Raw genomic sequence first — 20,901 nt, 5'->3', positions numbered from 1 at the left:
GGGACGAGGCCGCAATCATGGCGGTGGGGTCCTCAGCATGCCTCGAGCCCGCCGGATCGGCTCCTCGGTGGCCAGTTCGTCGCGAGCCGCGGGCGTCGTGGAGTAGAGCTCCACTATCGCTTGGTACGGAAGCGGCGGGAGGTTCCGCCGGGGCAGACTGATCGCGTCCGCGGTCACGACGCTGCGCCGCCGACCAAAGGACCACATGTGCTGGACAGGGACCACAGGCGTCGTGGTCTCGACGATGAAGTCAGTGCGGGTGGTCACCAGCCCTCTGACGGCATCCCACGGAACAAAGACGTCGGAGCCGGAGTAGCGCTGGTGCAGGCCCTCTGGAGTGAGCGTCAGCGTTCCGTCGCCGGCCCGATCTGTTGCCCGCGCCCACAGGATGTACAGCAGGTAGAGACCCGTGACGATGAAGATGACTGCGGCGTAGGGCGACGAGCCGAGGTACCAGAGGCCGAGCGCAATGACGCCGGCAGCCAGAATCCACGACAGGGGGACCAGGGCCGGGTGGCCACGCCCTGGATGAATCGCCATTCCCGCTCGGCCGCGCGCGGAGCCCCTCGTTACGACCGCCTCTGGCGCACGCCGATGCCAGGAAAGTGTGACCGGCACGACGACAAGGAGGGCGAGGACGGCGAGCGCTGCGATCCCACTGAGTGTGTCGCTCATCTTTGCTCCGTCGCGTCGGGATAGGGCTCAGTATCCGAGTTAACCGAGCCTGCCCCGATCCCAGGAAGCCCCCGATGGCGCAGATCGGGGGCCGCTGCGTGACGCGCGTGACGGTGGGCGGTCAGCCGTGGGCTGTGGCCACTCTGCTGGCCGACTCGCGCGTCACTGGAACAGGGCTGAACATCGGGGGTAGTTCCTCGGGCGTCAGCGCCGTCGGGCCGTAGAGCCAGTCCACGAAGCCGTAGTCGTGGGTGCTTCGCTCGCGGAGGATCTCGTTGCGGATCTCCCGCTTCTCGCCGTCGAGGTGCCAGAGCTCGCCCCATTTACGGCTGGTTCCGAGCACCCGGGCCGTGTGCTTCGTGCGGACGTCGCTGTAGGCGCGCACGACCGGGTCCCAGTCGATGGTCGCGCCGGTGGCGCCAGACTGAAGCTCCTTCTCCACGTGCGAGCCCAGCACCCAAGCGTCCTCGATCGCCATGATCGCGCCCTGGGCGATGTACTGGAGCGGGGCATGCGCCGAGTCGCCGAGGAGGATGACGCGGCCTGCGACCCAGTCCGACAGCGGCTCGCGGTCGAACATCCGCCACCAACGGTCGCGCCACATGAGCGGCAACCCCGCCTGGATGTTCTCGTGCATGCCCTCGAACGCCGCGTCCAGCTCGTCGGGAGTGCCCCAGTCCTCCTCGCCCGCGATGGCCTTGGGCGACTGAAAGACGGCGACCTGGTTGAACATCTCGCCTTGGCGGAGTGGGTACTGCACGAAGTGGCAGCCCGGGCCGATGTACACGACGACGGCGTCGGTCATCACATTGAGCTCGGCCACGGCCTCGATCGGCACGGCACCCCGGTAGGCGACGTAGTTGGAGCTGACCGGTGCGTCGTCACTGAGCATCCGGCGGGCCACCGAACGGATTCCGTCGGCCGCCACGACGAGGCGCGCCTCCTGGCGGCCACCCTCGGTGATGACGGCAGCGCCGTCCTCGACGTTCTCGTAGGCGGTCACCGTCGTGCTGGTGACGAGGTCGACACCGGACCGCTGGCAGGCGCGCAACAGCGTGCCGTGAAGGTCGCTGCGATGGATGACCATGTACGGGTACCCGTACCGGTCGTGGAGGTCGCGCAGATCCAGGCGGGTCAGCTCACTGCCGTCGACGGCGTCCTTCATGACCATGTGGTCGGGCAGCACGCCGAGGCTGATCACCTCGTCGAGCAGGCCGAGCTGGTCGAGGATGCGCGTGCAGTTCGGGGCGATCTGCAGGCCGGCGCCAACCTCACCGAACTCCGCCGCATGCTCCAGCACGCGAACGGTGAGGCCGAGCTGGGTGAGGCGCAGGGCCGCGGCCAGACCACCGATACCGCCCCCGACGACGATGACGTCCTTGTCTCGATGTGTCATGAGGTGTTCCTGTTCTTGCGGCGCCGGCTCACAGCCAGCGGGGGAGGGCGGGTGACGGTGTGCCGTCGGTCGTCGCGAGCGTGGAGCCGTCGCTGCGACCGGAGAGATAGGCCGCGAGCTCGGCGAGCGGACCGCTCACCTGCGGCGCGTCGGGACTCGGGTGCGCGACCGACCAGGCCCCGGGGCCGTCCGCCTCGCGGAGCAGGAGCGGCGGGTGGTCGGCCGTGCCCGACCGCTTGACCGTGATGTCGTCGAGCAAGTCGCGGAGGAATCCCTCGGGGAGGTCGGCGAACGTGGTGCCGCTGCCAAGATCGACGGCGTGGACCATGACCTCGCGGGCCCGCAGCCACGGCACCTCGGCGGCAGGAACGGTCCGACCTTGAGCCGTGCGCACCTGGTGCTGCCACTGCTCGCGGGACAGGGCATCCACATCTGCACGCAGGGCTGCGGCCGACCCTGCGTACCAGTCGCGCAGGTCATCAACCGACCGGGTCGAGCCGGCCTCGATGTCGGCGTCGCGTTGACCAGGCGAGGCGTACATCGGCGTCTCCGTGCCGGTGCGGGCCCAGGTCGCGAGGTTGCGCAGCGCGTCCGCGTTGGCCGCGACGTGGGCGAGCAGGTGCCGTCCCGTCCAGCCGGCCAGCCTCGTGGGGCCAGTGAGCAGCTCGTCGTCGGCCGCCGCGAGGGCGCGGTCGAAGATGACCGTGCCCTCGTCCATCCAGGCCCGCGAGCGGTCCAGCGACGGAGCCATCAGGCGGCCGCCTCCGACGTGCCGTCGGCGACGACGAGGTTGTCGCACCGGCCGAGGCCATCGATCTCGGTGACGACCCGCTGGCCCGGTTGGAGGTAGACCGCAGGCTTGCGGGCGTGGCCGACCCCGCCCGGCGTGCCGCTGGCGATGACGTCGCCCGGGCGCAGCGTGATCATCGTCGAGAGGTAGGAGACGAGCGCGACCGGGTCGAAGAGGAGGTCGCCCGTGTTGTCCTCCTGGCGGACCTCGCCGTCGACAAGCGTGCGGATGCCCAGGGCCGGACGCGGTCCGCCGACCTCGTCGGGGGTGACGAGCCAGGGGCCGAGCGGGGTCGTGGCCTCCCAGTTCTTGCCCTGCAGCCACTCGCGGGTGCGGAACTGCCAGTCCCGGCAGGTGATGTCGTTGAGAACGGCGAACCCGGCGATCGCGGCTGCGGCGGTCGTCTCGTCGGCGCGCCGGACGGTGCTGCCGATGACGATCGCGAGCTCGCACTCCCAGTCGAACTCCTCCGTCTCGACCGGGCGGCGGATGTCGTCGCCGGCGCCGATCAGGGTGTCGGCGAACTTGGAGAAGACCGTCGGGTACTCCGGCAGGTCGCGGCCCATCTCGAGGATGTGGTTGCGGTAGTTCAGGCCGACGCAGAGGATCTTGCCGGGCCGGGGGACGACCGGGGCGTACTCCACCTTGTCCAGCGGCACCGTCTCGCCTTCGACGGATGCGGACGCCGTGAGATCGCCGGCTGCCAGGAGCGCTCCCACGTCCGGGGCGTCGAGCAGGACCGCCCGTCCCGCACCCTCGTCGATCCGTGCCGCACGAGTGCCGTCTGCAGTGCGCAGGGTGGCCAGTTTCATCGGGTGGTCTCCATCCGGTAGAGGTTGAGCTTCTCGAAGATCGGGGTGTCCGAGAAGCGGAACAGGTCCAGGGCGCCGGAGTCAGAGTCGGAGGTGCTGGACTCGGACCTGATCGACAGCGGCTGCCACGAAGGCACGACGAAAAGGTCGCCGCGCTGCACGGTCCAGGAGTGCTCGCCGACGGTCACCCGTCCGGTGCCGTCGAACACCTGGTAGACCGAGGAGCCGACCTCACGCACGGGCGCGGTCTCGGTGCCACTGACGATGCGGTGGAACTCCGTGCGGATCGTGGGCAGCACGTCCTTGGCGTTCGTCGGGTTGGTGAAGCGGATGGCCGCGTGGCCCGGTTCGAGGGTGCCGGGGAAGCCGTCGGCCTCCAGCTCCAGCTGGTCGGTGAGCGCGGCGTCGGTGTCGGCCCACGGGTAGCGCAGCAGCGGGCTGCCCTGGCTCTCGTCCAGCATCGACACCGGGCGCAGGCCCGGGTGGCCCCAGAGCCGCTCGGATCGGGAGCGCTCGGGCGTGGCGTGCTCAGCCTCGCTGATTGCATCGCGACCGAACTCGAAGAACTGACTCTCGGTCACGTACTGGAACGGAATGTCGAGCCCGTCGATCCAGGCCATCGGCTCGCTTGCCCCGTTGTGGTGGGCGTGCCAGTTCCAGCCGGCCTGCGGCAGGAAGTCGCCCCGCGTCATGGGGATGGGGTCCTCGCCGACGACGGTCCACACGCCCTCACCCTCGACGACGAACCGGAAGGCATTCTGGGTGTGCCGGTGCTCCGGGGCGTCCTCTCCCGGCATGAGGTACTGGATGGCCGCCCAGAGCGTCGGGGTGGCGTAGGGCTTGCCGTCGAGGGAGGGGTTCGCCAGCGCGATGGCGCGCCGCTCACCACCGCGACCGACGGGGACGAGGTGACCCGCTCGGTCGGCGAGGTCGAGCAGGGTGTCCCAGCGCCACAGGTGCGCGGTTGCCTTCGACTGCGGGTGCGGAGGCATGAGGTCGCCGATCTCGGTCCACAGGGGGACGAGCAGCTCTTTCTCGAAGCCGCGGTAGAGGACGTCGAGCTCAGGACTCGGGGTGGGCTGGTCGGGGGCGTCGCTCGCCGTGATCTGTACCGGCGACACCGGGCGCGCGCTGTCTGAGCTCACCGAGTTCACCAACTCGTCGGGCATGGGTCTCTCCTTCTCGTGGCGTCGGTCCAACGAAACAGTGCTTTCCACATGGGCGACTACTATCTTCTGCTATGAGGAAGAAGCCCCCCTATCCGCTGGCCAGCGTGGACAACGCCCTGGTGCTCGCCACGGTGCTGCGGACCGAGGGCTCGCTCACCGTGACGGAGGCATCGAGCCGCCTCGGCGTCGCCCCGTCGACGGCACACCGGCTCCTCGCGATGCTGGTCTACCGCGACTTCGCGGTCCGCGACTCGTCCCGGCGCTACCGTCCCGGCCCGGCCTTCGCCCTCGAGGCTCACCGCGGGCTGGGCACCGGGCTGCTCCGCGACGTGGCAGCGCCCCACCTCGAGGCGCTGGCGCGCCGGACCGGCGAGTCGGTCAACATGGTGGTCCTCGTCGGCGCGTTCGTGCACTTCATCGCCTCGTGGGAGAGCACCAAGCCGCTGCGGGTCGGCAGCCGCGAGGGGATGACCTTCCCGGCCCACCTGACATCCGGCGGCCTCGTGCTGCTCTCCCAGCTGTCCGACGACGTCGTGGCCGATCTCTACTCGGATGAGCGCTGGGCCGGCCGCCCGGAGCAGCGTCCCGACGTGGTCGAGCTGCAGCGCGAGCTGGCTCGCGTTCGCCGGGTCGGCGCCGCGGTGCAGCGCAACCGCAGCGAGGTCGGTGTCTCGGCCGTCGGAGTCCCGGTCGACGTGCCCGGGGTGACGCCGAGCGCGGTGACCATCGCGATGCCGACCCTCCGCTACGACCCGACGGAGCTGCAGAGCTGGTTGAGAGAGCTGCGGATCACCGTGGCCGACGTGCGGGAGGCACTCACGCGGGAGGTCTCGGCAATGCAGCTCGCAGCGCCGGCGCCCGAACCGGCGCGACAGTCGCTGCCGGATGGGTAAGAGCACGAGTACACCCGGACCGGAGGAGGACCCGTGAGCGAGTTCGACCACAACCCCGCCGAGCCACCGAGCACCGAGCCCAACACGGACCCGAACACGGACCCGAACACCCAGGCGAACCGCGCCGGTGGCGACGCCGACGGCAGCACCCCGGCGAAGCCCGCCCTCGAGGAGTCACTCGACGAGGCAGGGGACATCGCCGGCATGCAGACCCACGGCGAGGAGGACCCTGCCACCAGCTGATGGCGTCCCGGTCAGGGCCGGTTCCCGGGCACTACGCAGCCCCCGGGAGCCGGCCCGCCGCCGTGTGAACGTCCCCACGGAAGCCGGCCCAGCGGCATACGGCATGGGTTTGACGTTTTGACGGGGGCCGTTTGTGCGCTCAGGGCGAACACGGCGTGGTCCGGGAAATCCCACCCCACCCCCGCGCGTTAGGGTCAGTGACGAGCCAGCCGACCGGGCAAACTCCGGCCGGGGGGACAACTTCGACGATGGAGACTTGGGTGACTTCGGACATCTCCGCCAACGGCAGCAACGGCCTGGGCGGTCTCGACGACCACATCTACAACCGCCTGCTCAAGGAACGGATCATCTTCCTCGGCTCAGACGTGCGCGACGAGAACGCGAACGCCATCTGCGCGCAGCTGCTGCTGCTCTCGGCGGAGGACCCGGACAAGGACATCTGGCTCTACATCAACAGCCCCGGCGGCTCGATCTCGGCCGGCATGGCGATCTACGACACGATGAACTGGGTCCCCAACGACGTCGCCACCGTCGCGATGGGCATGGCAGCGTCGATGGGCCAGTTCCTGCTCTCCGCGGGGACGAAGGGCAAGCGCTACGCCACCCCGCACGCCCGCGTCATGATGCACCAGCCCTCGGGCGGCATCGGCGGCACGGCGACGGACATCAAGATCCAGGCCGAGCAGATGCTCTACATCAAGAACCAGATGGCCCAGCTGATCGCCGAGCACACCGGCCAGACGATCGAGCAGATCACCCGCGACTCCGACCGCGACCGCTGGTTCAGCGCCGAGGAGGCCAAGGAGTACGGCTTCGTCGACCACGTGTTCACCTACTCGGGGCAGGCCACCGAGGGCGAGAGCGTCGGCCAGGCGGACGCGAAGACCGACGCCAAGAGCGACGAGAAGTGAGAGACCCGATGATGATCACCCCGACGAACCGCCTCGCCGTCCCGGCCCCGCAGAGCCGCTACATCCTGCCGCAGTTCGAGGAGCGCACCTCCTACGGCATGAAGCGGTCCGACCCGTACAACAAGCTCTTCGAGGACCGCATCATCTTCCTCGGTGTCCAGGTCGACGACGCGTCCGCCGACGACATCATCGCGCAGCTGCTGGTGCTCGAGTCGCTCGACCCGGACCGCGACATCCTCATGTACATCAACAGCCCCGGTGGCTCGTTCACGGCGATGACCGCCATCTACGACACGATGCAGTTCGTCCGCCCGGACATCCAGACCTTCTGCATCGGGCAGGCGGCGTCGGCGGCGGCGGTGCTCCTCGGTGCGGGTGCGGAGGGCAAGCGGTTCGCGCTGCCGAACTCCCGGATCCTGATCCACCAGCCCGCGCTGCAGGGCGGCGACTACGGCCAGGCGTCCGACATCGAGATCCAGGCCAACGAGGTGCTGCGCATGCGCACCTGGCTCGAGGACACCCTGGCCAAGCACACGGGCCGCACGTCCGAGACGGTCCGGGACGACATCGAGCGCGACAAGATCCTCTCCGCCGAGGACGCCATGGGCTACGGCCTCATCGACGAGGTGCTCGCCTCCCGCAAGGCCTCCCTCGAGGTCTGAGCCTCCCTTCAAACCCAGTCCGTATGCCGCTGAGCCCGGCCCCGCACGGAAGGTGACCTTCCGCTGGGGCTGAGCTGGGCGGCATACGGCTAAGTTGTGGATCATGGCGAGCACTGAGTTCGAGTCGGCCGTCGCATCCGTGAGGGAGCTGACCGAGGACCCCGGCAACGACGTCAAGCTGAAGCTGTACGCGCTCTACAAGCAGGCGACCGAGGGCGACGCGTCGGGCAAGCGGCCCGGATTCACCGACTTCGTCGGGCGCGCCAAGTACGACGCGTGGGCCAAGCTGTCGGGGACGCCCGCGCAGGACGCCGAGAGCCAGTACATCGCGATCGTCCAGGACCTCGCCGCTCCCTGACCTGGCCGGGCGATCCGGACAGTTCAGCCCGGGCGGGGTTGCCCGGGCCTGTGGACAACCCGCAAACGCTGACCTGCGGGCTCGGCACGATCAGGGCATGGTTGATCCCCGCTCCGTTGCCTCACATCACACGGCGGCCAGGATGTGGGGTGGCATCGTTCCTGACGACGGACTCATCCACATCACCTGCGTGGGGCGACGGCCGCAAGTCAACGGATTGAAGGCGCACCGGCCCAAGGCCGGACTACAGGGGTCCATGGTCCAGGGCGTGCGGCTGACGACACCGGCATGGACGTCCTTGGACCTCAGCGACGAACTCGGACTCGTTCATCTCGTCGTCCTGGGCGACTCGCTCGTCAAGGCCAAGCGTGTGACGCCAGCGCAACTCGTCGACGCAGCCGCCTCGTTCCGGGGCCGCTCCCGACGCCTGGCGAGAAGGGCTGCCTCGCTCGTCAGGGCAGAGGTCGACTCCCCGATGGAGTCCCGCTTGCGCATGCTCATGGTCCTGGCCGGGCTTCCGGAGCCGGTCGTCAACCACCAGATCCGGTGGTCGGACGGGACCGTCCGGTTCCGGTTCGACCTCAGCTACCCGGATCATCGGCTCATCATCGAGTACGACGGGCGCCAACACGCTGAGGGCAAGCAGTGGGACATCGACGTCGACCGACGAGAGTGGATGGACGGCGAGAGCTGGCGGCTCGTCGTCGTCCGGTCCAAGGACATCTACCGCACACCGGCACTGACCCTGTCGCGGATCATGGGCGCCATGCGGGACAAGGGGATGAACGTGCCTCGACTGTCGGACGAGTGGCGACAGCACTTCCCGAGCCTGCCCGAGGACGTCGCCGAGCCAGCGTGACCGCCTGAGCCGGCTCAGCGGCATACCGCCTGATGGGTCCTGACGCCTGCGTGAGTGACACGTGCGTGGTTTGTCAGCCGACAGCGGACAAACGGCGTTGCACGAGCGAGGGTGGGTCGCTCCGTCGTCTAATAGGAGTCGACCCCTTAGATTGGGGTCGTCCTCGACGTCAGGAGCAAATCGGTGGCACGGATCGGAGAAGGCGGAGACCTGCTCAAGTGCTCTTTCTGTGGGAAGAGCCAGAAGCAGGTCAAGAAGCTCATCGCGGGCCCCGGTGTCTATATCTGCGACGAGTGCATCGACCTGTGCAACGAGATCATCGAGGAGGAGCTAGCCGAGTCGAGTGAGCTCGGGCTCGACCACCTGCCGAAACCGCGGGAGATCTTCGAGTTCCTCGAGCACTACGTCGTCGGCCAGGACAACGCCAAGAAGTCCCTGGCCGTCGCGGTCTACAACCACTACAAGCGGATCCAGGCGGGCGAGGGCCCCAAGCGCGACGACGACCACGTCGACATCGCCAAGTCCAACATTCTGCTCATCGGGCCGACCGGCTCCGGGAAGACCTACCTGGCCCAGACGCTCGCCAAGATGCTCAACGTCCCGTTCGCCATCGCCGACGCGACGGCGCTGACCGAGGCCGGCTACGTCGGCGAGGACGTCGAGAACATCCTCCTCAAGCTCATCCAGGCCGCCGACTACGACGTCAAGAAGGCCGAGACCGGGATCATCTACATCGACGAGGTCGACAAGATCGCCCGCAAGTCGGAGAACCCGTCCATCACGCGCGACGTATCGGGCGAGGGCGTCCAGCAGGCGCTCCTGAAGATCCTCGAGGGAACCACTGCGTCGGTGCCACCGCAGGGCGGGCGCAAGCATCCGCACCAGGAGTTCATCCAGATCGACACGACGAACGTGCTCTTCATCGTCGGTGGCGCCTTCGCCGGCCTGGAGCGGATCATCGAGAGCCGTGCGGGGCGCAAGGGTCTCGGTTTCGGGCAGCCGCTGCACACCCCCAAGGACCACGCCGACAGCTTCGCCGAGGTCATGCCGGAGGACCTGCTCAAGTTCGGCCTCATCCCCGAGTTCATCGGTCGGCTGCCCGTCCTCACCACCCTCGCGCCGCTCGACCAGCAGGCCTTGGTCAACATCCTGACGCAGCCTCGGAACGCCCTCGTCAAGCAGTACCAGAAGATGTTCGAGATCGACGGCGTCGAGCTCGAGTTCACCGAGGACGCCCTCGAGTCCGTCGCCGACCAGGCCCTGCTGCGCGGGACGGGTGCCCGCGGGCTGCGCGCGATCATGGAGGAGGTCCTCCTCCCGGTCATGTTCGACGTGCCGAGCGACGATGGCATCGCTCGTGTCGTCGTGACCCGCGAGGTCGTCCTCGACAACGTCAACCCGACGATCGTGCGGCGTGAGGCGGAGCCGCGAGCCAAGCGCCAGCGCAAGGAATCCGCCTGACCGTTAAGGCCTGAGCAGCAGAGGGGGAGCGATGATCGCACCCTTCCGCCTGCAGGCCGGCGACCGGGTGCCCATCCAGCAGTCCACGACGACGTGCGGGTCGGCGTCTCTCACGGTCGCGCGCATGCTCGTCGACCCCGCCTTCGCCCGGTGGATCCGCCTGGGCGTGGACAAGGACGCCAAGGACGACGACGTGCCCGACGCGCACACGGTCGAGCAGCGCTTCGCCGCCCACGAGCAGGTCGTCGCCCGACGGACCAACGCGCTGGTCGGCGCGGGTGGCCGCATCCAGTTCCCTTGGCCCCGGGCCCTGGGGACCCCGCCCTGGGGCGCCATCGGCGAGCTCGAGTACGGCGCGGCGGTGCCCTGGGCGGACTACGACATCGAGTGGTTCCGGTTCGTCCGGAGCAGCACTCTTGAGCAGTCCTACGCGTCTCTCCAGCGGCGAGTACGCGACGGCCGACCCGCCCTGCTCTACATCGGCAACGCCTGGTTGCCCCGCCACGTCGTGCTCGTCATGCCGGCGACGCGCGGGCAGGAGCTCGACGTCTACGAGCCGTCCATCGGGCGGGTCGTCGACCTGCCGAAGGACGGGTTCGTCGCGCGTCGCCTCCGGATGGCGGGCTGGGACGTGCCGTGGGGCGCCGTCTGGGACGACGCCCCTGCCTGACGAGCCGTGGGGCGTTCAGCTGCCTTGGACGGGTGGCTCACTGCGCAGCAGGAAGATCCCGATCGACAGACCACCCAAACCGACGACGTATGCCGCTGGGCCGGCTTCCAGCCCGCCGCCACCTAGCGTGTCGGCCAGGAGGGCAACCGCTGGAGCGGCGAGGGCGGCCACCAGGATCCAGCGAAGCCATCGGCGCAGTGTCCGAGTCGAGAACTCACCGGCCGGCGGAGTGGTCGCCGACAAGGCGGCGGCCGAGTGACCGACGAGGAGCGCCAGGGCGGCCGGAACCGACCAGGCCGAGAAGCTCCCGGACGGCGTGAGGACGAACCAGCCCACCAGCATCAGGCCCCAGTAGGCGAGCGGCACGCCCGACCCGGCGTATGTGATGGTGACGAGAGGGACGAGGACGAGGGACCACCAGATGGGGTCGAAGCCGCCCGAGGCCTGCCACAGGGACTGGAGGAAGACCGCGGCGCTGGCCACACCGAGCACCGCAAGGCCCAGCTGCGGGAATGACCACTGGGTGCCCCGTCCGAAGCTGATCCTCCGCCAGATCCGGCTCGCGGAATCACCGCCAGCAACTGCGCGGCCGGCGCTCGGCGTCGGCTCGGTCGTCATCGGCGCCTCCCCATCCGCGGGGCCGAGGCCCTCCGAGCGATGTCGCGCAGGACATGGTCCAGCGATCCGGGCCCGTGCCATGGCACGACGGGGACGCCGCGCGTGATGAGCGACTGGACCTGGGCCTGCCGGGAAAGGAGCCGGATGCGCCAGGCAAGCGCCTCGTAGACGCTTCCCGGGTTGTCGGTCAGATGCTCGGGAAACGTGTCCACGACGACGGTCGTCATGCCCCGGGCGGCCAACGTGTGGGCCAATCCCACCATGGTCTGGTCGACGAGCGGGGTCAGGACGAGACACAGGGCATTGGCATCCACGCCGCGAACAGCCCGCTCGCCGTCGTCTCGGCGTTCGCTCGCGGGCGAGATCGAGGCGAGGGTCTCGAGGACTCGCCGCAGGTGCCTGCCGCCCGAGCCGGCGCCGAGAGGGGGGACGTGGGCTGCCCCGACCGTCCGCAGCGTGAGGCGATCGCCGCTGCTGAGGAAGTGCTCGCTGATGGCGCCCGCTGCGCGCACGGTGAGGTCGAGACTCGTGGGTCGACCATCGACACCTTCACGTGGCCCAAGGTCACTGAAGGCGTCGACGACCAGCAGGACGTGGGCGTCCTCGTCGGCGTAGGTCGAGGTGACGTGCAGCTCCCCGGTGCGCAGCGACACCGGCCAATGGATGCGCCGCAGTCGGTCGCCGGGGTGGAACTGCCGGATCGTGTTGAACTCGCTGCCCGAGCCGGACCGAGCCGAGCGGTTGAGGCCGATGAGGCCGCGCGGGTGCGGCGTCGGGGCGCTCGCGTCGAACGCAGCCGGAACCGGCAGCGTCGCCGTGGCGAGGTCCGGCACGTCGGTCGGGCCGACTCGGTAGGCGCCCCAGTCGCTCGACAGCGAGACGCTGACAGTGCCGACCTGGCGCCGTCCCCATCGGGTCGTGCGCAGCGCGAGGGAGCCCACGCCGTCCTCGATAGGGGCCACGCCGCTGCGGGGCTTGCGCTCGACCCATCGTGACGAGGCCAGGGTGACGACCCCGTCGGCGTTGGGCGTCCCGATGACCCGGACGACGATCGAGGCGACGTCACCCTCGCGTAGCGTCCCGTTGCTCAGCGTTACCTCCGCGACGGCCTCCCCTCGAGGTCGGGTCAGCTGACCCCAGATCGCCGCGACCACCAGCGGAGCGGCGATCACGAGCAAGGCGGGCCGACTGCCCACGACGGCGGCCACGGCCGCCCCGGCAGACAGGACCACGGCCCGCACATGCGCCGCCGACGCGGTCCACTCGCCGAGTGGGCGAGTGGACGTCGTCCGGGGCAACAGGATCGGCACCTCAGGCCTCGAGACTGCCCGTCGGGCCGGTCATGCTCGCCGCACCTCGGTGCTCCCGCTGGGTCGGCGCGGGGGTCGGCACGGACCTGAGGAGCCGGGTCACGACGTTGCTCCCGCTGACGTCGCTCATCCACAGCTCGGGCTTGACGGTGACGCGATGAGCGAGGACCGGCTTGGCGACCGCCTTGACGTCCTCCGGCGTCACATAGTCCCGTCCGCCGATGATCGCGTAGGCGCGTGAGCAGAGCAGCAGGCCGAGCGCCCCGCGCGGCGAGGCTCCCATGAGGACGTCGCTGTGGGTCCGGGTCGCAGCCGTCAGGGCGACGCAGTAGCGGCCGACGGACTCATCGACCACCACGCGCTCCACCGCCGCCTGCATGGCGAGCAGCTCGCTGGGCGTGACAATCGCGTTGAGGGTCTGCTCCTCCTGCTGGCGCGCCATCCGGTTGGCCAGGATCTGCCATTCCTCGTCGACGGACGGATAGCCGAACGACACACGCATGAGGAAGCGGTCGAGCTGTGCCTCCGGGAGCGGGTAGGTGCCCTCGTACTCCACCGGGTTGGCCGTCGCGAGCACGTGGAACGGGCGCGGGAGCGGGAAGGTCCGGCCCTCGACGGTCACCTGCTTCTCCTGCATGGCCTCGAGGAGCGCGGCCTGGGTCTTCGGCGGGGTGCGGTTGATCTCGTCCGCGAGCAGCAGCCCGGCGAAGATCGGACCGTGCCGGAACTCGAAGTCGCCGGTGCGCTGGTCGAAGATGAACGAGCCCGTGATGTCACCGGGCAGCAGGTCAGGCGTGAACTGGGCTCGCTTGAAGGTCAGGCCGAGGGTCTGCGCGAAGCTCCGGGCGGCCAGCGTCTTGCCCAGGCCGGGGAAGTCCTCCATGAGGACATGGCCTCCCGCCAGCACGCCGGCCAGGACGAGGCGCAGCGGCTCGCGCTTGCCCACGATGGCGCGCTCGACCTCGGTGAGTACGGCGTTGCTCAGGTCGCTGACACGACCGAGATCGAGGACTCCGGCGTCCGGGTCACTGGGGTTGGTCATCGTCACCATTGCTCGATTCGTCGAAGGATCTGGTCAAGTCGGTCCGGGCGGTACAGGTCCGGGGGCGGGATGGTCACGAGGAAGTCCCACAGCTCTCGGGGCATGACGCCCTCGGCCCACTTGGGCTCCTCCTCGACGACGATGCCGTGCTTGGCGAAGAGGCGTTCGCGGATGATCTCGCTCAACCGGGTGTGCAGGTGGTGCACGAGCTCGGCGCGTCCCTCCGGGCGCGCGTTGGCACCCTCGAGCCGCGTGGCGAGACCCACCACGTGGTAGTCGTTGCCCCGGTTGCCTGCGCTGAGCTCGGTGTCGGTGAGTGGCCAGACGATCAGCTGCTGACTGGCGACGTGGTCGATGGCAAACCAGACGAGCGCAGCAGAGGCGATGAGGACGACCGCGAGCCTCGGGACGTCGGGTCGCAGACCGATCAGCGCGGTGAAAAGCACGATGGCCGCCCAGACGATGACGATCCCCGCGACACGCCGGCGCCACGGTCGCAGGGCGACCACCGCCGCACGTATGCCGCTGGGCTGGCCGCTCATCGAAGGTGGCCTTCCGCGTGGGCTGGGTCAGGATGGGCAGCGTCTGGATGGGCAGCGACGTCCTCGGCGACAGGCCCCTCACGTCCGAGGTCGCTCCGGATCATGTCGAGCGCGGCGATGGCGCGGCGTCGATGCGCCTCGATCAGCGGATGAGTGGAGAAGCGGGCCTCGCGGTAGAGCGCCGCCAGCTCGGCGAGGCTGCGAGGGTCGACATCCCAGACCCTCAGCACTCGAGTGACGTACTCGGTCGAGGTCTCCGCGGGATGACGGGGAAGACCGGCTGATGCGGCGGCACCTTCGAGGGCGACCCAGGCAGCGACGATGGCGTTGCGTGGCGCCCCACGCTCAAGCGCCTCCAGGCCCTGATCCGCCCCTTCGAGGACCGCCCGCGGCACCTCCGGACTCGCGAAGGCCGCCTCTGCCTCACCGGTGATGCGGGGCGTGACCCGACGAAGCAGGTCGCGCAGAGCCAACGCGAAGAGCAGGAGCACGCCGATGATGATGAGAACGACGATGACCTGGACCAGCACGGCGAACAGGCCGTCGGGGTCCCAGCCCCTGACCGGCGGCGGGGCGCCGGATTCCTGGGGCACGGCCGTGATCTGCTGGCCCGTCGTCGTTGGCGGCTCGGAGCCGACGGTTGTGGAGGGCCGGCTCATGAGGTCGGGTGACCGCCCCGAGGCGGCCACGACGAGCGCGGCCATGACGACGCCGGCGGCACCAGTCACGACGCCGACGACTCCTGTCGCCCCCCTGCGAGCCATGCCGTCAATCCTAGTGATCGCCACCGACGATCCCCAGCGGCCACCGCGTTGGGGTCAGGCGTTGTGCGACGGCTTCTGGTCGACCGGGATCAGCTCGGCCTCGCGGACCTCGATGCCGTCACCGTCACCGTAGGACAGGTCGCCGATCCGGCCGGTGGCCCGCAGGTCCCCCTCGGCGGCGCGGACGTGTGCGAGCTGCTCGGCCGGGCCGACCAATGTCATGGTCCGCACCTCGGCGCGCATCCCCAGCTTGGCCTCCGACTTGACCTTGCGGACGCCGGCCAGGGCCTCGCTCACCGACCCGAGCACCGCAGGGTCACCGCCCCGCGGCACCTGGTCGCTCTTCGGCCAGGTCTGGCGGTGCACCGAACCGCTCTCGAACCACGACCACACCTCCTCCGTGGCATACGGGATGAACGGCGCGAAGAGGCGGAGCAGGGTCTCGAGCGCGATCCGCAGGGCCGCCCGGGCGCTCGCCGCCTCCGCCTCGCCCCGGCCTCCGTAGGCCCGGTCCTTGACCAGCTCGAGGTAGTCGTCGCAGAAGGTCCAGAAGAAGGACTCGGTGACCTCGAGCGAGCGCGTGTAGTCCCACGACTCGAAGCCGTGCGTCGCCTTCTCGACGACGTCGCCGAGGGCGGCAAGCATCGACAGGTCAAGCGGATTCGTCACCGCAGCACGCAGCTCCCCGGACACGTCCCCGAAACCGAGCGCGAACTTCGAGGCGTTGAGCACCTTGATCGCGAGGCGACGACCGACCTTCATCTGGCCGGTGTCGTACGCGGCGTCCGTCCCGAGCCGGCCGGAGGCCGCCCAGTAGCGGACGGCGTCGGCCCCGTGCGCCTTGACGACGTCCTCGGGCGTCTCGGCGTTGCCCTTGGACTTGCTCATCTTCTTGCGGTCCGGGTCGAGGATCCAGCCGCTGATGGCGGCGTTGCGCCACGGCACGGTGCCGTGCTCGAAGTGCGCCCGCGTCACGGTCGAGAACAACCAGGTGCGGATGATGTCGTGTGCCTGCGGGCGCATGTCCATGGGGAAGATGGCCTCGAACAGCTTGGCATCCGACCCCAGCCCCTCGCCCCCGCGCACGGGCCACCCGGCCGCGATCTGCGGCGACAGCGACGACGTCGCCCACGTGTCCATGATGTCGGGGTCAGCGACGAATCCGCCGGGCTTCCCGCGCTGCGACTCGTCGTAGCCCTCTGGCACGTCGATCTGCGGGTCGACGGGCAGCGCCGACTCGGGCGCGAAGAGCGGGTGTTCGTGGTCGGTCTCACCCTCGGCCGTCAGCGGGTACCACACGGGGAAGGGCACCCCGAAGAAGCGCTGCCGTGAGATGAGCCAGTCGCCGTTGAGGCCCTCGACCCAGTTCCGGTACCGCGCGCGCATGAAGGACGGGTGGAAGTCGATCTCCTCGCCGCGCGCCACGAGGGCCGCCCGCAGGTCCGCCTCCCGGCCGCCGTTGCGGATGTACCACTGGCGCGACGTGACGATCTCGAGCGGCTTGTCGCCCTTCTCGTAGAAGTTGGCCTTGCGCTGGGTCTTGACCGGCTCACCGTCGAGGTCACCCGACTCGCGAAGCGCCTTGACCACGGCCTCACGCGCACTGAACGTCGTCTTGGTAGCCAGCTCGGCGGCATACAGCTGCTCTCCGGGGCCACTCGCGATCCACTCGGGCGTCTCCGCCTGGAGGCGACCGTTGCGGGTGATGAGCGAGCGGATGGGCAGCTGCAGCTCACGCCACCACATGACGTCGGTGAGGTCACCGAATGTGCAGCACATGGCGATGCCGGCGCCCTTGTCCATCTCGGCGGCGCGATGCGCGAGCACCGGCACCTCGACCCCGAAGAGCGGCGAGGTCACCGTCGTGCCGAAGAGCGGCTGGTAGCGCTCGTCGTCGGGGTGCGCGATGAGGGCAACCACCGAGGGGATGAGCTCGGGCCGGGTCGTCTCGATGAACACCCGGTGATCGCCATCCCGGTGGAAGGCGACCCGGTGGTAGGCGCCCGGGTAGTCGCGGGCTTCCAGCTCCGCCTGCGCGACCGCCGTCTGGAACGTCACGTCCCAGAGCCCCGGGGCCTCGCTCTGGTACGCCTCGCCGCGCTCGTAGTTGCGCAGGAAGGCCTGCTGCGCCACGGCGCGCGAGCGCTCGTCGATGGTGCGGTAGGAGATGTTCCAGTCGAGCGAGAAGCCGAGGCGCCGGAAGAGCGACTCGAAGGTCACCTCGTCCTTGACGGTGAGGACGTCGCACAGCTCGATGAAGTTCTTCCGGCTGATCGGCTGCTGGTCGGCCGGCTTGATCGCCTTGCCCTTGGCGTCGACGCCCTCGCTGAACGGCGGCTCGTAGTCGTCCACGTAGGGCAGCGTCGCGTCACCGCGCACGCCGTAGTAGTTCTGCACGCGGCGCTCGGTCGGCAGGCCGTTGTCGTCCCAGCCGATGGGGTAGAACACCTCGAACCCCTGCATCCGCTTGTAGCGCGCCATGCAGTCGGTATGCGTGTAGGAGAAGACGTGGCCGACGTGGAGCGACCCGGACGCGGTCGGTGGGGGAGTGTCGATGGCGAAGACCTGCTCGCGCGGCAGCTCGAGTGCGCGGGCCCGGTCGAACGCGTAGGTCTGCTCGTCCCTCCATACCTGCATCCACTTCTCCTCGAGGCCGTCGAGCGTGGGGCGCTCGGGGATCCGCGAGGTCGTGGGTGCAGGTGCGTCAGTCATGCGGCAATCCTTCCAGACATGGCGGAGTGCCTGGACACGCATTCCGTATGCCGCTGGGCTCGCTCCCCGGGACCGGTTCAGTCAGTCTCGGTGACCCCTTCGTACAAGCCCATCTGGTTGCCCTCGCTGTCCTCGAAGGCTGCATACCAGCTCGTGTCGGAGATGGGTGCCTTGGCCATCACGACCCGGCCGCCGTTCTCCTCCACCTTCGACAAGGTGTCGTCGATCGAGTCGACCTCGATGTAGCTGCGTGGGTGCGTCAGTCCGTCCTCGCGAGTGGTGAGTCCGCCGCCGCTGATCTGGTTGGGGGCCCGCCACATCGGGTAGCCCTCGTAGCCCGGGACCTCGTCGATGGTCCACCCGATGACGGTCTGGTAGAACCGTCTGGCCCGCTCCAGGTCGTCGACCGGGATGTCGATGTGCGTGATGTCTCCGTGTGCCATGGTTCACACTAGCGCCGCTGTCGATCAGGGTGGCTTCCTGACGACGTGCGGCCCCGGACACGGCAGAGTGTGCTCCATGGAGCCGGTCTACTCGCCCGTCATCGCGTTCGCCCGCGGCGTCTTCGCCCTGCAGGGACTGAGGTTCACGATCCTCGGCGAGGAGAATGTCCCGACGACCGGCGGCGCCGTCATGGTGATCAACCACATCGGCTACATGGACTTCACCTACGCCGGACTCTCCGCTCTCAAGTCCGGGCGGCTCGTCCGGTTCATGGCGAAGGACAGCGTCTTCACGCACCCGGTCAGCGGTCCGCTCATGCGGGGCATGCACCACATCCCCGTCGACCGGACGGCCGGGGCCGCCTCGTACCGCGCCGCTGTCAACGCGCTGCGGGCCGGCGAGATCGTCGGCGTCTTCCCCGAGGCGACGATCAGCCGGTCCTTCGAGCTGAAGGCCTTCAAGTCCGGAGCCGCGCGGATGGCGAGGGACGCTCGAGTGCCGATCATCCCCGTCGTCATCTGGGGCTCGCAGCGGGTGTGGACCAAGGGTCACCCCAAGCGGCTGGGCCGCACCAACATCCCGATCTCGATCTCGGTGGGGGAGCCGATCGACGTCCCCGCCGGCTCAGACCCCGAGCAGGTCACGGCCGACTACAAGGCCGTGATGCAGCACATGCTCGACGTGCTGCGGTCCACCTACGAGCCACTGACGGGGGCCGACCTCAAGTTCCTCCCGGCCGCGATGGGCGGCACCGCGCCGTCGCTCGCCGAGGCCACCCGGCTCGATGACGCCGAGTTCGTGGAGCGCCAACGCAAAGCGGACGCACGGCGGGCCGAGGAGCGCAGGCGCCGCGGCGACTGACTCACCTGCGAGTCGCCATCTGGCGGCTGTGTGGAACGTCACCCGCAGGGGAGGGTGGGCAAGGTTCCACACTCAACCCGCGGTTCGACCTCGGTTAACCTGCCGCCCATGGCCCCACCCCGTCAGCGCGTCCCCGAGGGCCCGGCTCCCGACCCGGCTGTCCAGAAACTCCGCGTCCGTTACGCCAAGCGTGGCCGGCTGCGGTTCACGTCGAGTCGTGACTTCCAGCGGGCGCTCGAGCGGGCGTTGCGCCGGGCCGACGTGCCGATGGCCTTCTCGGCAGGCTTCCACCCGCACCCCAAGATCAGCTACGCCAACGCCGCATCGACCGGCACGGCGAGCGAGGCGGAGTACTTCGAGCTGCAGGTGACCGAGCGGGTGGATCCCGAGTCGGTGCGAGCCGCCCTCGACGAGGCGCTGCCGGGCGGGATCGACATCGTCCAGGTGGTCGAGGCCGGCCCGGGTGCGCTCGCCGACCGCCTCGAGGCGAGCGACTGGCTGGTGGAGGTGAGCGGGATCTCGGTCGAGGTGCTGCACGAGGCCGTCGACCGGCTGCTCGAGCGGGAGACGGTCGAGGTGACCCGCGTGACCAAGTCCGGTCCACGGACCTTCGACGTACGCCGTGCACTCGTCGCTGCGCAGGTCCAGGGACCCGGCGAGGCGTCTCGCGACGCCGCGGCGAATCATGAGATCCGGCCCGACTGTGCGATACTGCGGATGGTCGTACGGCACACCACACCCGCCGTCCGCCCCGACGACATTCTGACCGCGCTGCGTGAGATTGCCGACTTGGCGCCGCCGCGTCCACCCTTGGTGACGCGACTGGCACAGGGACCGCTCGACACCGCAACCGCGAGGGTGACCGACCCGTTGGACCCAGGCTCTGCCTGACCGGCGAAGCGGTTGCCGACAAGAGCGCCGACGGCATCAGAACATGGGGCCGCGCCCCCGCGCGAACCATTTTCCGGTGTAACAAGACGACTTCCGTCCGCCACCCGTGGCGTGACGACAAACGACAAACGAACCGTGCTCGTGCGGCGTGGCGGCTCCGGCCGGAGGTGTGGGTCACTCCGCACCCGACGGGAGGTTGCCTGATGGCACCCAACGAGACCACCCCCACCGAATCAGCCGACGAAGGCATCACTTCTCGGGTCGCCGAGTCCGGCACCATGCCGTATGCCGCTCCGCTCGCACCCGACGACGCTGCCGCCCCGACAGGGCCGGCTCCGCGCAAGCGCGCCACCCGCCGCACCACGAAGAAGGCAGCCCTCGCCGTCGACGCGGACGTCAGCCCGGAGGTCCCGTCCCCCGACGCCGCCGACGTGGACGAGGAGACCGTTCCGCCGGTGCGCAAGCGCGCGACGCGCAAGGCCGCGGCACCCCGCAAGCGGGTGACGAAGAAGGCCGTCGTCGAGACGAGTGACGACCTAGAGACGAGGGACGCACTGGAGTCGGTCGCCGTCACCGAGGCCAGCGTCGGTGACGACGCGACTGCCACGATGGCGGTCGAGACCAGCGAGGACGCCCCCGAGTCGGCGCGGCCGGTCGTCCCGAGCTTCAGCGTGCTGTTCCAGGCCCCGGACACCGAGGCCGCACTGTCTTCTCCCCGTCGCCGTCGGCGGGCGGAGGCCCCGGCCGCCGCAGTACCCCCGCGCGCACCGGCGGGCCGCGACGCCGAGGACCTCGAGGAGCCCGAGGACCAGGCCGAC

The 20,901-nt window shown here is 69.5% G+C and carries 22 protein-coding genes and 1 pseudogene; 11 read left to right on the top strand and 12 right to left on the bottom strand.

The genetic code is table 11. From position 1 onward, the window contains the following. Nucleotides 1–15: 15 nt before the first annotated feature. From VIR15_RS07335 to VIR15_RS07315, 5 genes are all read right to left on the bottom strand, one after another. Nucleotides 16–675, bottom strand: coding sequence for a hypothetical protein (locus VIR15_RS07335; RefSeq protein ID WP_331926818.1), 660 nt, complete (start codon nucleotides 673–675; stop codon nucleotides 16–18). A 121-nt stretch (nucleotides 676–796) separates the two neighbouring features. Then, a complete protein-coding gene (locus VIR15_RS07330) occupies nucleotides 797–2,071 on the bottom strand; it encodes an FAD-dependent monooxygenase (RefSeq protein WP_331926817.1) in 1,275 nt (424 codons plus the stop codon). 28 nt (nucleotides 2,072–2,099) lie between these two features. Beyond that, nucleotides 2,100–2,822 carry a maleylpyruvate isomerase family mycothiol-dependent enzyme gene (locus tag VIR15_RS07325; protein ID WP_331926816.1) on the bottom strand — a complete coding sequence of 241 codons (723 nt, stop codon included), beginning with the start codon at nucleotides 2,820–2,822 and terminating at the stop codon, nucleotides 2,100–2,102. Continuing rightward, on the bottom strand, nucleotides 2,822–3,673 hold the full coding sequence (locus tag VIR15_RS07320; RefSeq protein WP_331926815.1) for a fumarylacetoacetate hydrolase family protein: 852 nt from the start codon (nucleotides 3,671–3,673) through the stop codon (nucleotides 2,822–2,824). The genes VIR15_RS07325 and VIR15_RS07320 overlap by 1 nt, the downstream gene beginning before the upstream one ends. Further along, entirely contained in the window at nucleotides 3,670–4,842 is a 1,173-nt protein-coding gene (locus VIR15_RS07315; protein WP_331926814.1) for a cupin domain-containing protein, read from the bottom strand. The genes VIR15_RS07320 and VIR15_RS07315 overlap by 4 nt, the downstream gene beginning before the upstream one ends. A gap of 71 nt (nucleotides 4,843–4,913) precedes the next feature. On the opposite strand from VIR15_RS07315, the gene VIR15_RS07310 reads away from it, so the two are divergent. The 8 genes from VIR15_RS07310 (at nucleotide 4,914) to VIR15_RS07275 (ending at nucleotide 10,899) form a co-directional block, all read left to right on the top strand. Continuing rightward, complete coding sequence (locus VIR15_RS07310; RefSeq protein ID WP_331926813.1) at nucleotides 4,914–5,735, top strand: IclR family transcriptional regulator; 822 nt, start codon at nucleotides 4,914–4,916, stop codon at nucleotides 5,733–5,735. 33 nt (nucleotides 5,736–5,768) lie between these two features. Continuing rightward, nucleotides 5,769–5,978, top strand: a complete 210-nt coding sequence (locus VIR15_RS07305) for a hypothetical protein (RefSeq protein WP_331926812.1) — start codon at nucleotides 5,769–5,771, stop codon at nucleotides 5,976–5,978. A gap of 248 nt (nucleotides 5,979–6,226) precedes the next feature. Further along, on the top strand, nucleotides 6,227–6,889 hold the full coding sequence (locus tag VIR15_RS07300; RefSeq protein WP_414654940.1) for an ATP-dependent Clp protease proteolytic subunit: 663 nt from the start codon (nucleotides 6,227–6,229) through the stop codon (nucleotides 6,887–6,889). An 8-nt stretch (nucleotides 6,890–6,897) separates the two neighbouring features. Continuing rightward, nucleotides 6,898–7,551: an ATP-dependent Clp protease proteolytic subunit gene (locus tag VIR15_RS07295; protein WP_331926819.1), complete on the top strand. Its 654-nt coding sequence runs from the start codon at nucleotides 6,898–6,900 to the stop codon at nucleotides 7,549–7,551. A gap of 103 nt (nucleotides 7,552–7,654) precedes the next feature. After that, on the top strand, nucleotides 7,655–7,909 hold the full coding sequence (locus VIR15_RS07290; protein ID WP_331926810.1) for an acyl-CoA-binding protein: 255 nt from the start codon (nucleotides 7,655–7,657) through the stop codon (nucleotides 7,907–7,909). Between the two features lie 97 nt (nucleotides 7,910–8,006). After that, nucleotides 8,007–8,768 carry a DUF559 domain-containing protein gene (locus VIR15_RS07285; protein ID WP_331926809.1) on the top strand — a complete coding sequence of 254 codons (762 nt, stop codon included), beginning with the start codon at nucleotides 8,007–8,009 and terminating at the stop codon, nucleotides 8,766–8,768. Nucleotides 8,769–8,951: 183 nt separating this feature from the next. After that, nucleotides 8,952–10,229, top strand: coding sequence for an ATP-dependent Clp protease ATP-binding subunit ClpX (gene clpX / locus VIR15_RS07280; RefSeq protein WP_331926808.1), 1,278 nt, complete (start codon nucleotides 8,952–8,954; stop codon nucleotides 10,227–10,229). Nucleotides 10,230–10,260: 31 nt separating this feature from the next. Further along, nucleotides 10,261–10,899 (top strand): hypothetical protein, encoded by a 639-nt coding sequence (locus tag VIR15_RS07275; protein ID WP_331926807.1) that lies wholly within the window; start codon nucleotides 10,261–10,263, stop codon nucleotides 10,897–10,899. Nucleotides 10,900–10,914: 15 nt separating this feature from the next. Here the strand turns inward: VIR15_RS07275 and VIR15_RS07270 are convergent, their stop codons facing one another. The 7 genes from VIR15_RS07270 to VIR15_RS07240 all read right to left on the bottom strand — a co-directional run bounded on the left by VIR15_RS07270 (nucleotide 10,915) and on the right by VIR15_RS07240 (nucleotide 18,330). After that, on the bottom strand, nucleotides 10,915–11,517 hold the full coding sequence (locus VIR15_RS07270) for a hypothetical protein (protein WP_331926806.1): 603 nt from the start codon (nucleotides 11,515–11,517) through the stop codon (nucleotides 10,915–10,917). After that, nucleotides 11,514–12,815, bottom strand: coding sequence for a DUF58 domain-containing protein (locus tag VIR15_RS07265; protein WP_331926805.1), 1,302 nt, complete (start codon nucleotides 12,813–12,815; stop codon nucleotides 11,514–11,516). The genes VIR15_RS07270 and VIR15_RS07265 overlap by 4 nt, the downstream gene beginning before the upstream one ends. Nucleotides 12,816–12,828: 13 nt before the next feature. After that, a complete protein-coding gene (locus VIR15_RS07260; protein ID WP_331926804.1) occupies nucleotides 12,829–13,869 on the bottom strand; it encodes an AAA family ATPase in 1,041 nt (346 codons plus the stop codon). A 2-nt stretch (nucleotides 13,870–13,871) separates the two neighbouring features. Then, on the bottom strand, nucleotides 13,872–14,411 hold the full coding sequence (locus VIR15_RS07255) for a hypothetical protein (RefSeq protein ID WP_331926803.1): 540 nt from the start codon (nucleotides 14,409–14,411) through the stop codon (nucleotides 13,872–13,874). Further along, nucleotides 14,408–15,175, bottom strand: coding sequence for a DUF4129 domain-containing protein (locus VIR15_RS07250; RefSeq protein WP_331926802.1), 768 nt, complete (start codon nucleotides 15,173–15,175; stop codon nucleotides 14,408–14,410). The genes VIR15_RS07255 and VIR15_RS07250 overlap by 4 nt, the downstream gene beginning before the upstream one ends. Nucleotides 15,176–15,229: 54 nt before the next feature. Further along, complete coding sequence (valS, locus tag VIR15_RS07245; protein WP_331926801.1) at nucleotides 15,230–17,887, bottom strand: valine--tRNA ligase; 2,658 nt, start codon at nucleotides 17,885–17,887, stop codon at nucleotides 15,230–15,232. A gap of 77 nt (nucleotides 17,888–17,964) precedes the next feature. After that, nucleotides 17,965–18,330 carry a VOC family protein gene (locus VIR15_RS07240; RefSeq protein WP_331926800.1) on the bottom strand — a complete coding sequence of 122 codons (366 nt, stop codon included), beginning with the start codon at nucleotides 18,328–18,330 and terminating at the stop codon, nucleotides 17,965–17,967. Between the two features lie 76 nt (nucleotides 18,331–18,406). On the opposite strand from VIR15_RS07240, the gene VIR15_RS07235 reads away from it, so the two are divergent. The 3 genes and pseudogenes from VIR15_RS07235 to VIR15_RS07225 all read left to right on the top strand — a co-directional run. Continuing rightward, complete coding sequence (locus tag VIR15_RS07235; protein ID WP_331926799.1) at nucleotides 18,407–19,192, top strand: lysophospholipid acyltransferase family protein; 786 nt, start codon at nucleotides 18,407–18,409, stop codon at nucleotides 19,190–19,192. A 108-nt stretch (nucleotides 19,193–19,300) separates the two neighbouring features. Continuing rightward, a complete protein-coding gene (locus tag VIR15_RS07230) occupies nucleotides 19,301–20,083 on the top strand; it encodes a TIGR03936 family radical SAM-associated protein (protein WP_331926798.1) in 783 nt (260 codons plus the stop codon). A gap of 203 nt (nucleotides 20,084–20,286) precedes the next feature. After that, nucleotides 20,287–20,901 (top strand): annotated as a pseudogene (locus VIR15_RS07225) (ribonuclease E/G); the annotation flags it as partial.

This window comes from Intrasporangium sp., from assembly GCF_036566125.1.
GTDB lineage: Bacteria > Actinomycetota > Actinomycetes > Actinomycetales > Dermatophilaceae > Intrasporangium.
Note: the sequence above shows the minus strand (reverse complement) of the source record. Positions and strands in the feature narration are given on the sequence as shown.